Source organism: Bacillus sp. DHT2 (assembly GCF_026241455.1).
GTDB classification, from domain to species: Bacteria; Bacillota; Bacilli; order Bacillales; family Bacillaceae_G; genus Bacillus_A; species Bacillus_A pseudomycoides.
In genome coordinates this window covers 124,706-140,349 of the sequence record NZ_JAPHWH010000004.1, presented here as the reverse complement: position 1 = coordinate 140,349, position 15,644 = coordinate 124,706, and the positions used below count along the sequence as shown (strand labels likewise).

Sequence of the window (15,644 nt, the reverse complement as noted above, 5' to 3'; positions counted from 1 at the left end):
TATCTTCCAAATGCAAGTTACCACAATACTCAGAATTTTCAAGATAGGTACTAAGACGAAGCAAAGCACCTTCATCTATCAAACTCTTTTACTATTCGTTATGTAAAGGCTTTCTTTACTAAGGAGTAATTTTCTTTAAATATTCCTCCATTTGTTCCTTTGTTTGTGTACCAGTAATTTTCTCGATTACATTTCCTTCTTTATCAATTAAAAATGTTGTTGGCAGTGGACCAACGCCATATGTACCAATTATTTCTTGCCCTTTATCAATCGCAACAGGGAACTTTAATCCATATTGATTCACAAAATTTTTCACCGCAATATTCGTTTCATCTGCATCTAATGCGATGATTTCAACGCCTTTTTCTTTATATTTAGGATATAATTCATTCATATAAGGCATCTCTTTTTCACACGGTTTGCACCACGTTCCCCAAAAATTTAAAAATATCCCTTTTCCTTTCAGGTCATTTAGCTCGATTTTTTTTCCTTCTAAATCTGAAACAACAAAGTTAGGTGCTTTTTTCCCGATTTGCATTTTTTCCTTATCAACAAAAAAACCTTGATAAAGTGTGAATCCTACTGCCATGCTTAAAATAAGCAAAATGAGAATGCGAAATAGTAAGCGATTCTTCTTCATACTCTCTCCCCTCTCTTTGATGAATTTATATGTAAAAAATTTCTGTAACTACTAACTTGTCCTTTATTTCAAGCATTTGTTTATTTTAATATATATGCCTCCATAATCACTCACCAAAACGATCGGTTCAACTAATCATCCATAGGGGATAAAACTCCCCCACGGATGGAAGTTTCACTTTACCACTTATCTCGGCTTTGTAGAAGCAAGCGCACGTAATTGTTTTACTTCATGAGGTGATAACTCTCTTGCATCACCAGGGCGTAGACTTCCTACTTCTAAGAAAGCATAGCGTTCACGTTTTAATTTCATTACTTTACAGCCAAGCGCTTCAAACATACGACGAACTTGGCGATTACGTCCTTCATGAATCGTTAATTGTACAATTGCCATCTCTTTACGCTTATCCCAAGAAAGGATTTTCACACGTGCTGGTGCTGTCTTTCCATCTTCTAATACAACACCTTTTTCTAGCATGCGAATTTTCTCTCCTGTTAATGGGCCTTTTACTTTTGCAACGTATGTTTTCTCAACTTTATATTTTGGATGCATCAATATGTTTGCAAAATCACCATCGTTTGTCATAAGAAGTACGCCAGACGTATCATAGTCTAAACGACCAATTGGGAATAGGCGCTGTGTGATTTCAGGGAAAAAGTCTGTAACAACTTTTCTTCCTTTGTCATCTGATACGCTCGAAATTACGCCAGTTGGTTTATATAGTAAGAAATAAATAGGTTCTTCTTTTTCAAGAGGGATATTATTTACTTCTACTTTATCTTGAGGAGTTACCTTCGTTCCTAACTCAGTCACTACTTTACCGTTAACTTTAACTTTTCCTTGCTGAATAAGTTCTTCAGCTTTTCTTCTTGATGCAATTCCTGCTTGCGCAATCACTTTTTGTAATCGTTCCATTTCCATTATTCACCTCAAATTTATCTTACCTTCATTAGAAGGAGTTGGCAACCGCCAGAACATATAGCAGCCAGCCTAACATATCGTAAACAACATAGCTATGTTTCTAAACTTATAAAGGCCGAATTCGGTTTCAATTCTTTTTTATTGTTTACCCTCATATAGTTGTTCACAACAAAAGTTCATTATTTTGTCAAAAATATTCCACAAAAAAACCACTATTAAGCCTACCCTTAATAGTGGTCGTATACGTATTATAAGCGAATTAACTCAAAAAATGAATACCGATTACTGAAACAATAAAGAAACAAATACAATAGAACAAATAATCCCAATTAAATCTGCAAACAACCCTACCTTTAAAGCATCACCCATTTTACGAATACCAACAGCTCCAAAGTACACTGTTAAAATATAAAACGTTGTATCTGTACTTCCTTGCATTGTGGAAGCGAGCCTACCAATAAATGAATCTGGTCCATATGTAGCAATTAAATCTGTAGTAATACTTAATCCTGCCGAACCAGAAATGGGGCGTATGAGCGCAAGTGGTACAATTTCTGCTGGCACGTGAATCATATCCAACACTGGCTTCATTACAGAAATCATGGCATCTAAAGCCCCAGATGCCCTGAAAATAGAAATGGATACGAGCATCCCCACCATAAATGGTAAAATAGAAATAGCAATTTGGATTCCTTCTTTCCCACCTTCTACAAATGATTCGTACGTTGGAACTTTTTTTATCGTGCCATATAATAGAATAAAACCAATCACACAAGGTATCACCCATAATGAAATTGTATTAACAATACTCACTTTTTCCGCCCCTTTCTACTCCGTCTGCGGTAAAAATAGCGGTCAATCCAAATAGCCCCAATCATCGATAGTACTTGTGCAATAAACGTAACACCAACAATTTCAGTCGGATTCGCCGATTCATACGTCATTCGGATTGAAATCACAGTAGTCGGTATCAATGTAATTGCGGATGTATTCAAAGCTAAAAATGTCACCATAGAACGACTTGCTGAATCCTTTCCTCCATTCAGTTCCTTAAGTTGTTCCATTGCTTTAATACCAAGTGGCGTCGCTGCATTTCCTAACCCAAAAAAGTTTGCCATCATATTTGACAAAATAAATCCCATCGAAGGATGATCCTTTGGTACTTCTGGAAACAATCTTTTTACAACTGGCATAAAAAATGAGACTAATTTCTTTAATAAGCCCGCTTCTTCAGCAATCTTCATTAACCCTAGCCAAAAGACTAAAACACTAATCAGCCCAATACAAATGGTTACTGCATCTTTTGACCCTTCAAAGACTGCTTTATTCACTTCCTCCATCGTTCCGTTTATCATCGCATATACAATCCCAATAACCGCCATCGCCACCCATACGAGGTTAACCATCTGTTCCAACACCTAACATATGAGAGAAGATTTCTATCACATCATTCCAATATACTCCAGTTGTAGCAACCAACTTTCGCTTACTATAAAACAAATTACGTTCCCCTACTTTTTCTTCATTAATATAAACTATTGTCTTACCGACTTTCTCTCCATCTACTAATTTTGCACTCCTATCAAGTTCAACCTTTAGCATAACCTGTTTCTTCTCATCTTTCGTTAGCGGTATAGCGAAATCATTTTTTATATAAACATGATTTGTATACTTCTTTTCCTGCAGTCCAGAGAGCGCTCCTTGCCCTAGAACCTTCGTTAACTCATATTGCTTAAACCCTTGATCAAACAAATACATATGGTCGTCCCAATCATTAGACGCATTAAGTGTCACTACAATTAAATCTAATCCATCTTTCGAAGCTGTTGTAACAAGTGTACGCCCTGCTTTTTTTGTAAATCCCGTCTTGCCTCCTGTTGCAAATTCATAATAAGAAGTTACAAGTTTATGCTTGTTTTTCCATGGATAATCCCACATTTTCGATTGATATGTTTTTGTTCCAAAAATTTTCCGAAACATTTCATTTCCCATTGCATAACGTGTTAAAAGTGCCATATCATATGCAGACGAATAGTGCGTTCCATCCCCATCTAGACCATGTGGATTTGAAAAATGTGTATCTTTCATTCCTATTTGTTTCGCTTTTTCGTTCATCAAATAAACAAACCCCTCTATGCTTCCCCCAACATTTTCAGCAATTGCTTGTGCTGCATCATTACCGGAACGAAGCATTAAACCATAAACTAAATCCTCTAGCGGTACTTTTTTTCCAGGTTGTAAATAAATTGCCGACCCCTCTACTCGAACAGCCTTATCGCTAATACGTACAACTTCTTTCATTTTCCCTGATTCGGCAGCGAGTAAGGCAGTCATAATTTTCGTGATGCTAGCAATTTTTTGTGATTCATGTTCTAACTTTCCATATAACACACGTCCTGAATGTTCTTCCATCAATATGGCATTATGGGCGCTTACATCATTCATTTGTGCATATGTATGAATCGGTAGAACACTTGCACACATTATAATAAGTGCAATTACAATCCAAGTTCGTCTCATATTCCCCCACGTCCTTTTGGCACTTTTTGTACAAGTGTATGCTTGGCCCCTTAAAATATGAACGAAATATTCTTTTCTATACCAGCAAAAAAGACGCACAAATATGCGTCTAATACGGTGTCCACTCAAGCTGTTTCGCACTTTCAAATCGCTTTTCCACATCGGACCAATTCACAACATTCCACCAATTTTTAATGTACTCATCTTTCCGATTTTGGTATTGCAAATAATATGCATGTTCCCATACATCAAGCACAAGTAACGGTATCGTATCCCACTGTGTGAATAATTGATGAAGGGTACTTTGTAAAATTTCTAATCTTCCCGAGCGAGGTACCCACACAAGAATAGCCCAGCCAGATCCTTCTACCTTCGATGCAGCTTCTGTAAAATGCTTTTGAAAACGTAAAAAACCCCCAAAATCTTTCTCGATTTCTCGAGATAATGCACCTCTTGGACTTCCCCCTCCATCTTTTTTCATGTTATTCCAAAATATCGTGTGCAAATAATGACCTGAACCGTGAAAAGCCGCTTCTCTTTCCCAATGCTTGATTAAATCAAACTTATTTGTTTTCCTTGCTTCTTCCATCATTTTTTCTGCTTTATTCAGCCCTTCCACATAACTCCGATGATGTTTATCATGATGTAGCATCATAATCTCTCGAGAAATATATGGTTCCAGCGCATTATATGGATAGGGTAACGGAGGAAGCGTGTGACCCCCAATTGGAACAGATCTCTCAGTATACGTTCTTTCATATAACTCATATTGCTCATTTTCTTGCATAAATACTTCTTGTAAATGATTCTGGATGTGTTCCACATCATCACTTATCTCATACAGGAATTCAGCATCTGTTTCATACTCATTTTCTTTCATACGGTCTAATAGCATTTGAATTTTATAAGCAAGCATATGGACGTCATAAACTTCAGTTGCACGACTATCTAATACGTGAAGAACGCTTTCACACCAATTTTCTACTTCATGAAAATAATCCGTAAATACACCTTGCTGATTCATACGACACCTCCTCTATGCTATCCACTTTAACTATATTCAGCGTCCGCATCGTATATACCGTACAAAACAGCAAAAGAAGCTAGTCTTTCTCTAGCTTCTTTGAGTATTCTCTAATACTTATATAAAACATATACTAGAGCTATTCATCCCTACAATCAAAGACAGTAGTTCCCTCATCTTATTATATACATCCATTTTAATTCCCCAACATATAAGTCGCGGTTATAAAAATAAAAAGGAACCCCTACTCACTTTCTCCTTTTGTTCTCACTTCGCATGGGGCTGAAAAAGGATCTGACCACTTCTATCCATGGCCGGATCCTCTCTCACACCTAAAGAAAATGGTTTTATTAATACTTGTGTAACATCTTTGTTTGATAGTCCGTTTCGTAATATTCCAGCTCCTCACGCATTGTTTGAAACTTTCCTTCTAATTCTTGCATTACTTTTTCAATTGAGCTAGGCGGTATTTGTTGAAAAGCAATGGAATTTTTCCCTGTATATGCCGAGCGACTATTTTCATACCACTGATCACTTTTTGGCGAAAAGAATTCAGCAATTACTTGATGATAGATTTTATATAATGTTCTCTCAGCAGCCGTTTTTCGAAATGGTTGACTACTCAATAAAACAAGGCACGCATCCAAGCCTTCTTCACAAAATACAAGGAGTCGTCTTAATGATGATAATAAACCTTCATAATAATGTTTATTCCCTTCTGGTGACTCTTCTAATAAAGAAGGTAATGTATGATAATTAACAAAATCAGTCATTAAATCAATAACTTCTTCTAAAAATTCAGAAACTTGATGCGTTTGATTTTCAACCATTGAATTAGACATATCCTTTTCTCTCCTTTTCCATTTTACGCTATTTCTACTTTTTTATTTTTATGTAACTCAGCCATTATGTCTTGTACTTTTACCACTGTTTTATCATCAAAATTTTTTTGAAAATCTTCTATCCTGTTAATATATACACGCTTTTGCCCACGAAATTCTTTATTTTTAATAAAACAAGCTAGAGCAACGATATCACGTAAATATATGTCTTGTTCTTCTATTTTAAAAACTGGATTTCCTTCAAACGGAGTAATTCCTTGTAAAATTTCTTCAAAATAACGGACATATAATACAGAAAATGTTTTTTCTTGTTCACCCAAAATATAAGTTACTTCGGATCGATTAAAGAAATCTTCTGATGTATTAGGTTGTGCTTTTTCTAGCTCATGGCCTGCGTAACCTACTATAACCATCCGCTTTCCCCCTCTTCCTTATTTCGTTCTATTTCAACTTACTTTTCTGAATAAACAAAACTTTAATTTATTATTAATTCTTAGCAAAAAAATATATAACATTTCTATATTTATATAAAAAATAGTTTTTATATCCTGCAATTTACCTTTTTATTTTTCATGAAGTTTGTCATAATAAGAATATTGTCTCAGTTTTCTTATGCAAGGAGAGTTGTATTTATGTCGTTTTCGTGGAAACGTTTCTTACAAATCGGAAAAATTATTTTCCCATTTGTTGTCTTGACAATTGTATTCTTTCAAGCTCGGAAAGAATTGTCAGGTATTTCATTTCGAGAAGCAATTGAAACAATTAAAAACATTCCGACTGGAGGAGTCTTTTTAGCTATTACGCTCGGTGCGTTTGCTGTTTCAACAATGTTCTTTTATGACTTTGTTATGCTCCGCTATTTAAAAGCAGATGTACCTGTTCAAAAGATTTTCCGTGTTTCTTGGATTGCTAACACCTTAAATGGATTTATCGGTTTTGGTGGACTTGTTGGAGCAGGTATACGGACAATGTTATATCGGCCTCACGTAAAAGAGAATGGTAAACTTATCAAAAGCATCGCTTGGATGACAACTGCTTTTATAAATGGATTATCCCTTCTCTCATTCCTCGGTCTTATAGGAATACTAGATACAAGTTTTATTTTACATGAAAAACCTTGGCTATGGCCTGTCCTCATCTTTTTTGCTCTTTTTGTACCGCTATATATTGGATTTTCCAAAATTAAAAATCGAAAAAAGCAACACATAGAAGGACAGGAAGAAATCAAAGAGAAGAACCCAACCGTTCTATATTCACTTGTTTCATTAGTGGAATGGCTTTCTGCCGGCATCGTCATGTATGTTATTTTAATATTATTTGGAATTGACATCGATTTCCGGAAATTTTTAGGGGTTTATGTTATTGCAGCATTAGCAGGGGTTGTTAGTCTTGTACCCGGTGGTCTTGGTTCCTTTGACCTTGTCTTTTTAACTGGATTAGGACAATACGGTATCGATACAGGCGTATTATTACCTGCCATGTTATTATACCGCCTCGTATACTATATTTTACCATTTTGTCTCGGGTTAATTTTTGCCGCTTTTGAAATGACCGGAGCTGCCCTAAAAAAGATTGAAGATAAACCATTTATTGCACCCGCCTTAGAAACAACAGGTGTCATTTGGACATTACAACGTGATTTTTTAGGAAAGCTAGGTCCATGGGCATCAGCTGCTTTAACAGTCTTTACCGGCCTAATGGTCATCTTATCGACCATTTTACCGACGAGTATAAATCGTGCTCACGCATTACACATTTTAGCTCCAAAACATCTTATTCAATTTTCTTTTAGCTTATCATTAACATTTGGAATTCTGCTCCTTATTCTATCAAGAGGTATTTATTATGGAACAAAACGTTCCTACTATATGACTATTGTTTCTTTAATTGGAGCAGCCATTTTTAATACACTGAAAGGAATCGATATTGAAGAAACCTTTATTTTACTAATCGTGCTAGCCGTATTATATATGCTTCGCAAAAGATTTGTACGTGAAAAAATGTCAGTTTCGCTTTCCGATGTAGTAAAAGTATTTATATTTTTACTACTAACATTATACTTGTATAAAAACTTAGGCATCCTATTCGCAGGAGCAAAAGAAGCTTTCAAGCCCGATTTTGTCGTTCGTAATATTACGCAAGTAAAGAGAAGTGCACTTGCAGCTGCTTTCTTTGTTCCAACTTTTTTACTCATCGGTTCTCTTATCGCGAATCGCTATCGTAGTGTATTCCCTGAGCAATCAGCAAACGATAAACGTCTGCAAAACTTCTTAGATGAATATGGCGGAAATGTACTAAGTCATTTAGGTTTTTTAGGAGATAAACAATTTTTCTTTAGTAGTGATGGAAAAGCACTTCTTTTATTTTCAACAACAGGAAAACGACTTGTTGTACTCGGCGATCCAATTGGGGATCCGTCTTCTTTCCGTAACGTACTACAAGAATTTTTAGCTGAAGCGGATCGATTTGGATATATTTGCGTTTTCTATCAAATTGAAAGCAAATGGATGAGTTTATACCATGATTTTGGCTATAACTTCTTTAAACTTGGTGAAGAGGCTGTTGTTGATTTAAATACATTTACTATATCAGGGAAAAAGCGTGCTGGATTACGTGCAACTTTTAACCGTTTTGAACGTGAAGGTTATACCTTTTCCATTCATCAACCACCATTTTCAGACGAGTTATATGAAGAATTAAAAAATGTTTCAGACGCTTGGCTTGGGGGAAAAAAAGAAAAAGGTTTTTCTCTTGGATACTTTGATCGTGAGTATATAAGTCGCGCCCCTATTGCAACTTTATCTGATGCTGAGGGAAAAATCATTGCATTTACAACGTTTATGCCTGTTTATCAAACTGGTGAACTTTCTATCGATTTAATGCGTTATTATCCAGATGCACCTGGCGGGATTATGGATGCAATCTTTATTCATTTATTCCAATGGGCAAAAGAAAACAGTTATCATTCCTTTAACATCGGTATGGCCCCGCTCTCTAATGTTGGTTTATCCACACAATCCTTTTGGTCTGAGCGCGTCGCTGCAGCAATTTTCAATAACGTTCGTTATACATATAGTTTTAGTGGTTTACGGCATTTTAAAGAAAAATATAAACCGGCGTGGAGTGGAAAATATTTAGCATTCCGGAAAAATCATTCCTTGCCAATTACAATGCTTGCCGTAACAAAATTAATAGGAAAACGAAAAAGCAGCTAGCATCACTAGCTGCTTTTTCGTTTCTGAACTTGGAGTATAAACTCTTTTTCATACTTTTTTCCGTTTATATAAAATGTTCCCCATATTTTATACGTCCCTTCCTCTGGGAATGTAATACGATATTGCAATTGCTCTTCTTCATTTACAGGGACTGCATATAAAAAATGTTCTCGTTTTTCATCGATTATATAAAGCGTCGCTTGTTCTCCAGTATTGGAATTAAATTTCACACTTTCTCCTTTTTTTATTTGCAGCTGAAATGTCAATGTAGCTGCTTCATTTGGATGTAGCGCTCCAAATAAAAGCGACATTTGGTAATCACCAATTTTTTTGGTGAGCACTGTATCTTCTATTACATTCTTTTGTTTCTTCTCTTTTTCCTCTTCCCCAAAATTCTTCCTAGAAAAGAACTGTTCTGTTTTACCATGATCCTCATATAAGAAAATCGTATATGCTTTATCTTTCGTTTTGCCTGAGGATAGCTTATATGAACCATTTCCAGCAAATGCAGGAGTGATTCGCTGAATTCCCTTTAACTGCTCGTCCACGATAATAGCTCTAATACGATCATTAACTCCACGAATTTCGTTGTTATTTTTATTAAACAGTTGAAATGTAATATCTATTTTTTCATTTCCCTTTCTATTTTTTATATCCCATTTTACCTCTCGAATGTCCCCTGCTGTTTCTGTCGTTCCTTTATACTTTTGCATGTAAAATCCACCAGCTACAATAAATAGTAACGCAATTAGCCCAATGACAAGATTTTTCAAACAATCACCTGCCATACTTTTTTTATAAATTGTAACATAATTCTGACTATTGCACCTATAAAAAGAACATTGCTACATCTTCTTTCTACATATGTCCATTTTGATTTTCCAACATATAAGTAGTTGCTATGAAGAATAAAAGGTGACCCGCATTCGTTTTCTCTCTTTGTTTTTACTTGGCATGGAGCAGGAAGAGGGTCTGACCGCTTCTATGCATGGTCGGATGCTCTCTCCCCCCTAAAAAGAAAAGGTTTATATCGGTTTTTCAACTTGTATTTATATATTTCTTTTTTACAAAAACCCGCTATGTAATAAATAACAACCTATTGAAAACGTTGAATCTTGCATATACTACAAATAAGAAAAAGATTTTAATTGGTAGGATTCCTAGTGTATAATGCAGGTGATGTTGATTTATATCTATACATAACAAGGAGGATTTTTATGAGCGTTCATATTGAAGCAAAACAAGGTGAAATTGCTGAATCTATTTTACTACCTGGTGATCCACTACGTGCAAAATATATTGCAGAAACATTTTTAGAAGATGTAACTTGCTATAACAATGTACGTGGTATGTTAGGATTCACTGGAACTTATAAAGGAAAACGTGTCTCTGTTCAAGGGACAGGCATGGGTGTTCCTTCTATTTCTATCTATGTTAACGAATTAATCCAAAGCTATGGAGTGAAAAACTTAATTCGCGTAGGTACATGTGGCGCGATTCAAAAAGATGTAAAAGTACGTGACGTAATTATTGCAATGACGGCTTGTACAGACTCTAACATGAACCGTTTAACATTCCCTGGATTTGATTTTGCACCAGCTGCAAACTTTGATCTTTTAAAGAAAGCATATGATGCAGGAACAGAAAAAGGATTACATGTTCGCGTTGGTAATGTTTTAACGGCAGATGTATTCTACCGTGAAAGCATGGACATGGTGAAAAAACTTGGTGAATACGGTGTGTTAGCTGTAGAAATGGAAACAACTGCTCTTTATACATTAGCAGCGAAATACGGTGTAAATGCATTATCTGTATTAACAGTAAGTGACCACATCTTCACTGGAGAAGAAACAACATCTGAAGAGCGTCAAACTACATTTAATGAAATGATTGAAATCGCTTTAGACGCGGCAATTCAACAATAATACACAAAAGAACTTGTCATACGTCTGGCGAGTTCTTTTTATTGTTTTCTAAATCAAATAATTACTTTATATGACTTTTAATAAAAAACTATTCCACATAGAGACAGATTTTCAGCATCTACTTTCTTTTATCGTTTGTTATAATAGAGAAAATATTTATGCGAGTATTCTTTTATGAGGTGAAGACGTGAAAAAAAGAAGCATTGTCTTTAAACTATTTTTATTAACATCAACATTATTTACTGTTACCTTCCTCCTTTTTTTCGTTGGGCAATCATTGTTTTTAGAAACATTTTATATTAATAAAAAGGTTCAAACTGTCCAAACTGCCTTTGAAAAGTTTTTATCAAGTTATGAAAAGAGTGAGGGAACATTTGAGGAAATAAGAAAACTCAAACAAGAATTTCATGAAAAAACAAATGCCGAGGTTGTTTTATTAGATCCAAATGGAATTATAAAAGATGAAAATAATTACTATATTGAGATTGTGGATAAATCAAATAAATCGTATTCCATTCCACTCAACAATATTTTAACAATCGATGAATATACGAAGTTTATGAATTTACAGTTAAAGAACAATGATATCATTCGCATAGATGGACTTTTAAAAAAAGACGTAATTATACCTGTTACGATTACCACTCGTTATAATACATGGAAAAATGATAACATCATTTCTGACTTTGAATTATTCAATATTGATTGGCCAAACGCTAAGAAAAATAACTATGCAAAAGACACAAGACCTGGCGTCCAGAAATTTGAAGGGATTGTATCCAAAATACACCTTCCTTCCAAAAACGACCTTCGTCTCGCAAATAATTTAGAGACATTACAAGGAATTCAGCATTGGGAACTATCTGTAATGCTAGGTAAAACAAATTCAAATGAATTGACAACATTTACAATCGGAGAAGAGGAGAATGGAAAAAGTCAAGTTTTTGTAAAGCCAGTTATCGAAAACGGTAAAATTAAAGAATTTGCTTTTGCGATGACCTCCTTACAGCCTGTTAATGAAGCAATGCTCGTTTTAAAAGATTATTACGTTTATGCCTTAATTGTCGTATTTCTCGTTATTATTTTATTGTCCTTTTATTATTCAAAAATCATTGTTAAACCGCTTATTAAAATGAATCGTGTTACAAAAAAAATGGCTAATTTTGATTTCACTGAAAAATTACCGGTTTCAGCAGATGATGAAATTGGCGGTTTGTCTAGCAGCATTAATACATTATCGGTAAACTTAAAAGACCGAATAGACCGATTAAACGTCGCGAATACAAAATTACAACAAGATATCGAACGGGAACGCCAATTAGAAAAAACTAGAAAAGAATTTATTTCTGGCGTATCTCATGAATTAAAAACACCACTAAGTGTTATTAGAAGCTTTGCAGAAGGTATTAAAGATGGCGTCAGCAAAGATAACACATACTATACGGATGTTATTTTAGAAGAAACAGAAAACATGAATCGACTCATCGTCGAAATGCTAGAATTAGCAAAACTAGAATCTGGCACGTATAAACTAGAAATGAATACTTTTTCACTTGGTGAACTTGTCCAACAAGTGTATACGAAGCTATTATTTAGTATGGAAGAAAAACAATTACAAGTAGAAATCGATGCAAATCCCTCTATATACGTTGAAGCGAATCGCAATCGCATTGAGCAAGTTGTTGTGAATTTACTCAGCAATGCAATTCGCTATACACCTGATGGTAAAGAAATTCGTATTCGTGTTATAGAAAATGAAGAAAAAGTAAAAGTGGAAATTGAGAACACCGGTAATCCAATCCCAGAGGAAAGTTTACAAAAGATATGGGATCGCTTCTATCGTCTAGACGCTTCCCGTAGCCGCCATACTGGAGGAACTGGACTTGGTTTATCAATTGTAAAAAACATTTTGGAACTACACCATGCCAAATATGGTGTATATAATACCAATGATAGTGTCGTCTTTTATTTTGATTTACAAAAAATAAAAGAAGTCAAATAATTTGTCTTAATTTCACGAGGAGTTCACATGAAATTCACACTCTCCCTTTATAGTAGTAAACAAGTTAATCCTTTCCTTTACACATATAAAAGAGGAGAGTGCGTGAAATGAAACAAGCAGGACAACCTATTCAAAACGAAAAACAATTAGAAAAAATCAAAAATATACTTTTACAATCTTCGAAACGTGATGGCTTATTATTCGTATTAGCTGTAAATTCCGGTCTAAAAGTAAGCGAGATTTTACAATTAAAAGTTGGTGATGTCATCGATGAGAATGAAAATGTTCGTCACTCCATTTTATTTTACAATGAAAAAGTTAAAAAACATAAATGGTTCGCTGTAAACGAAGACTTACAGCATGCAATCGAAGATTATATGAGAGAACGTAAAACATGGAAACGAAATGAACCATTATTAAAGTCTCAAAAAGGAACAAAATCCATTACAAGACAGCATGCATGGTATATTTTAAACAAAGCTGCAAAAGAAGTTGGTTTAGAAGGGATTAGCTCACATACACTTCGAAAAACTTGGGGATATTGTGCATATAAATCTGGTGTTGATATTGCATTTTTACAACACTTCTTTGATCATAGTACCCCATCAAAAACTTTAAAATATATCGGTATTGCATAAAAAACAGCCATGGTTCTTATACATAAAAAAGGTTACCAACTTTAAACTTGGTAACCTTTTTTATGTTTCATATTCTCTTTTCTTGTTTCTCCTATATTGTAGTGGTACTCTAATAACAAGGGGGAGAAATTATGAACACATTAACAATTGAATTACCAAAAGAAATAGCAGAAAAACTCGGTTTATTAAAACAGGCTTATCAAAAGAAAACAGGTGCTACAATCTCAGAAAGTACACTCGTTCAATCACTTATCTCGAAGGAGTTTATTCAAGAAATCACTCCTTTTGATTTACAACAATATGTAATAAAAAAAGAACAGCGCTAAGCGCTGTTCTTTTTTATAAACCATACAACTTTATTGCACACGGTTAAGCTTTGTTTTAAATACACATTAAGCGTACCAATACTTCTTATATACACCAGGACCATCTATTTCAACTTTTAAACTTTTAAACTTTTCGATGCGTTGACGCTCCAAAATGAATTTACTAATAAAGGCCTTCCGATTACTATTACGCCTGCACGTTGATTCCTTAATATTTCTTCAGCTTGTTTACCACTTTCAAGTGAATGACCCCTCCTTAACACTCTTACGAGTCGTTTGAAGAAGGGGCTTCCTGTTTCATAGAGTGTTGCTGCTTGAGGATCCAAGCAGTCTTACATACTCTCCACAGGCGTCGTTTATACTGTTTGGACACAACCTTGCCCTACAGTTTCAGTCTTCAGTCGTTCTCACAAATAATTGTTCTAACCCTTTTCGCAAAATGTTTAGACTTGCATTATGATCCCTGTCTAATACCGTTCCACACTTTGCACAAATATGCGTCCGAATAGAAAGTGATTTTTTTACACGATTTCCACAACCAGAACAATCTTGCGATGTGTATGCTGGATCTACTTTCACAAGTAGGCCTCCAAATTTCTTGCACTTATACAAAAGCATCCTGCGAAAAGCACCCCAGCCCGCATCCGAAATCTACTTCGATACTTTCCGATTCCGAACCATATTTCGGATATCGAGATTTTCTATACAAATCACCGAATACATTTGCGTTAGATGATAACTTAATTTATGCAAAAAATCTTTTCTTTGGTTCGCTACCTTTTCGTGAAGGCTCCGAATCCGTTCTACTTGTTTCTTATAGTTCGCAGAGCCTTTCTTTTTCTTCGAAAGGTTACGCTGCGCTTTCTTCAGTAGCTTTTCTTTTTGCAGAAGAAATCTTGGATTTTCAAATACGATTTCATTGAAAAGAGCAGCATATTTATTCAGTCCCACATCTATACCAATCGCATTTTCTATCGTAATAGAGGAAGGTACAACTTGTCTTTCGACACTAAAAATAGCGTACCATCTCTTAGATTGGCGTTTTATAATCAATTGTTTAATGGTTCCTTCTATTGGACGATGCAGATGGATATCCATTTCCCCTAATCGTTTGTTATATAATTTTCCGTTCTCTGCAAATGACATCGCAAAGCGGTGTTTCCCATTCGGTTTGAATCCAAATTGAGGGAAAGTGAGACTATTATAGTCTTTATACTTTTTCAATTTTGGATAACCCACATCCCCACGAAAAAAGCCATCATATGCCTTTTCCAATCGTAAAAATACTTCTTGTAAAGGCTGTGATGGCACTTCTTTGAGAAAAGGATACCTCTTCTTATCGATGACTTGTTGTTTTTGCATGTCAGAACGTGTATACAATTGTTTGTTTTCCTTATATTTTCTTTGTTTATCTAAAAAAGCAGAGTTATAAGCTTGACGACAATATTGTAGCCAACCATCTAACGTTTCTTTTTGTTCTTTGGTTGGGAAAATCTCGTATTTTTGGCTTAGCAACATTGTCATCCCCTCCCCCTTTTTTCGATATAGTTTTTCAGATTCCTAAACACGAAATAGAATGTACGTTCCCTTT

General features: G+C 35.0%; 15 protein-coding genes and 1 pseudogene. 5 read left to right on the top strand and 11 right to left on the bottom strand.

Annotated features, from left to right (window positions below):
• Positions 1 to 118: 118 nt before the first annotated feature.
• The 8 genes from resA to ORL93_RS11910 all read right to left on the bottom strand — a co-directional run bounded on the left by resA (position 119) and on the right by ORL93_RS11910 (position 6,360).
• Positions 119 to 640, bottom strand: a complete 522-nt coding sequence (gene resA / locus ORL93_RS11945) for a thiol-disulfide oxidoreductase ResA (protein ID WP_265959079.1) — start codon at positions 638 to 640, stop codon at positions 119 to 121.
• A 186-nt stretch (positions 641 to 826) separates the two neighbouring features.
• A complete protein-coding gene (rluB, locus tag ORL93_RS11940) occupies positions 827 to 1,555 on the bottom strand; it encodes a 23S rRNA pseudouridine(2605) synthase RluB (RefSeq protein ID WP_018764251.1) in 729 nt (242 codons plus the stop codon).
• Positions 1,556 to 1,843: 288 nt separating this feature from the next.
• Positions 1,844 to 2,374, bottom strand: coding sequence for a spore maturation protein SpmB (spmB, locus tag ORL93_RS11935; protein WP_018780997.1), 531 nt, complete (start codon positions 2,372 to 2,374; stop codon positions 1,844 to 1,846).
• Entirely contained in the window at positions 2,371 to 2,967 is a 597-nt protein-coding gene (gene spmA, locus ORL93_RS11930; RefSeq protein ID WP_016114058.1) for a spore maturation protein SpmA, read from the bottom strand. The genes spmB and spmA overlap by 4 nt, the downstream gene beginning before the upstream one ends.
• Positions 2,960 to 4,081: a D-alanyl-D-alanine carboxypeptidase family protein gene (locus tag ORL93_RS11925; protein WP_098160378.1), complete on the bottom strand. Its 1,122-nt coding sequence runs from the start codon at positions 4,079 to 4,081 to the stop codon at positions 2,960 to 2,962. The genes spmA and ORL93_RS11925 overlap by 8 nt, the downstream gene beginning before the upstream one ends.
• A gap of 109 nt (positions 4,082 to 4,190) precedes the next feature.
• Positions 4,191 to 5,105 (bottom strand): superoxide dismutase, encoded by a 915-nt coding sequence (locus tag ORL93_RS11920; RefSeq protein ID WP_003206588.1) that lies wholly within the window; start codon positions 5,103 to 5,105, stop codon positions 4,191 to 4,193.
• 350 nt (positions 5,106 to 5,455) lie between these two features.
• On the bottom strand, positions 5,456 to 5,947 hold the full coding sequence (locus ORL93_RS11915; RefSeq protein ID WP_018764247.1) for a DUF3907 family protein: 492 nt from the start codon (positions 5,945 to 5,947) through the stop codon (positions 5,456 to 5,458).
• A 23-nt stretch (positions 5,948 to 5,970) separates the two neighbouring features.
• A complete protein-coding gene (locus ORL93_RS11910; RefSeq protein ID WP_003196277.1) occupies positions 5,971 to 6,360 on the bottom strand; it encodes a hypothetical protein in 390 nt (129 codons plus the stop codon).
• 219 nt (positions 6,361 to 6,579) lie between these two features.
• Here ORL93_RS11910 and mprF point away from each other — a divergent pair, with 219 nt between their 5' ends.
• The gene (gene mprF, locus ORL93_RS11905; RefSeq protein WP_003206592.1) at positions 6,580 to 9,162 is read left to right on the top strand and encodes a bifunctional lysylphosphatidylglycerol flippase/synthetase MprF; all 2,583 of its coding nucleotides are present in this window, start codon (positions 6,580 to 6,582) and stop codon (positions 9,160 to 9,162) included.
• A 5-nt stretch (positions 9,163 to 9,167) separates the two neighbouring features.
• Here the strand turns inward: mprF and ORL93_RS11900 are convergent, their stop codons facing one another.
• Positions 9,168 to 9,950 (bottom strand): hypothetical protein, encoded by a 783-nt coding sequence (locus tag ORL93_RS11900; protein ID WP_141556412.1) that lies wholly within the window; start codon positions 9,948 to 9,950, stop codon positions 9,168 to 9,170.
• A 429-nt stretch (positions 9,951 to 10,379) separates the two neighbouring features.
• Between ORL93_RS11900 and deoD the strand changes: the two genes are divergently transcribed.
• The 4 genes from deoD (at position 10,380) to ORL93_RS11880 (ending at position 14,053) form a co-directional block, all read left to right on the top strand.
• Positions 10,380 to 11,087, top strand: coding sequence for a purine-nucleoside phosphorylase (deoD, locus tag ORL93_RS11895; RefSeq protein WP_000110708.1), 708 nt, complete (start codon positions 10,380 to 10,382; stop codon positions 11,085 to 11,087).
• A 187-nt stretch (positions 11,088 to 11,274) separates the two neighbouring features.
• Entirely contained in the window at positions 11,275 to 13,089 is a 1,815-nt protein-coding gene (locus ORL93_RS11890; RefSeq protein WP_097794232.1) for a sensor histidine kinase, read from the top strand.
• Between the two features lie 107 nt (positions 13,090 to 13,196).
• Entirely contained in the window at positions 13,197 to 13,727 is a 531-nt protein-coding gene (locus ORL93_RS11885) for a tyrosine-type recombinase/integrase (RefSeq protein WP_018764243.1), read from the top strand.
• 131 nt (positions 13,728 to 13,858) lie between these two features.
• Positions 13,859 to 14,053, top strand: a complete 195-nt coding sequence (locus tag ORL93_RS11880; RefSeq protein ID WP_003206602.1) for a DUF3924 family protein — start codon at positions 13,859 to 13,861, stop codon at positions 14,051 to 14,053.
• A 116-nt stretch (positions 14,054 to 14,169) separates the two neighbouring features.
• Here ORL93_RS11880 and ORL93_RS11875 read toward each other — a convergent pair whose 3' ends face one another.
• Both ORL93_RS11875 and ORL93_RS11870 read right to left on the bottom strand, forming a co-directional pair.
• Complete coding sequence (locus ORL93_RS11875; RefSeq protein ID WP_179863329.1) at positions 14,170 to 14,379, bottom strand: hypothetical protein; 210 nt, start codon at positions 14,377 to 14,379, stop codon at positions 14,170 to 14,172.
• Between the two features lie 64 nt (positions 14,380 to 14,443).
• Positions 14,444 to 15,577: pseudogene (locus ORL93_RS11870) on the bottom strand (RNA-guided endonuclease InsQ/TnpB family protein).
• Positions 15,578 to 15,644 lie beyond the last annotated feature (67 nt).

Bases quoted from the DNA above. Each gene is read 5' to 3' on its own strand.
- mprF (WP_003206592.1), top strand. From the start codon at position 6,580: ATGTCGTTTTCGTGGAAACGTTTCTTACAAATCGGAAAAATTATTTTC.
- ORL93_RS11885 (WP_018764243.1), top strand. From the start codon at position 13,197: ATGAAACAAGCAGGACAACCTATTCAAAACGAAAAACAATTAGAAAAA.
- spmA (WP_016114058.1), bottom strand. From the start codon at position 2,967: ATGGTTAACCTCGTATGGGTGGCGATGGCGGTTATTGGGATTGTATAT.
- ORL93_RS11925 (WP_098160378.1), bottom strand. From the start codon at position 4,081: ATGAGACGAACTTGGATTGTAATTGCACTTATTATAATGTGTGCAAGT.
- resA (WP_265959079.1), bottom strand. From the start codon at position 640: ATGAAGAAGAATCGCTTACTATTTCGCATTCTCATTTTGCTTATTTTA.
- ORL93_RS11920 (WP_003206588.1), bottom strand. From the start codon at position 5,105: ATGAATCAGCAAGGTGTATTTACGGATTATTTTCATGAAGTAGAAAAT.
- ORL93_RS11915 (WP_018764247.1), bottom strand. From the start codon at position 5,947: ATGTCTAATTCAATGGTTGAAAATCAAACGCATCAAGTTTCTGAATTT.
- ORL93_RS11880 (WP_003206602.1), top strand. From the start codon at position 13,859: ATGAACACATTAACAATTGAATTACCAAAAGAAATAGCAGAAAAACTC.
- rluB (WP_018764251.1), bottom strand. From the start codon at position 1,555: ATGGAACGATTACAAAAAGTGATTGCGCAAGCAGGAATTGCATCAAGA.
- deoD (WP_000110708.1), top strand. From the start codon at position 10,380: ATGAGCGTTCATATTGAAGCAAAACAAGGTGAAATTGCTGAATCTATT.
- ORL93_RS11900 (WP_141556412.1), bottom strand. From the start codon at position 9,950: ATGGCAGGTGATTGTTTGAAAAATCTTGTCATTGGGCTAATTGCGTTA.
- ORL93_RS11910 (WP_003196277.1), bottom strand. From the start codon at position 6,360: ATGGTTATAGTAGGTTACGCAGGCCATGAGCTAGAAAAAGCACAACCT.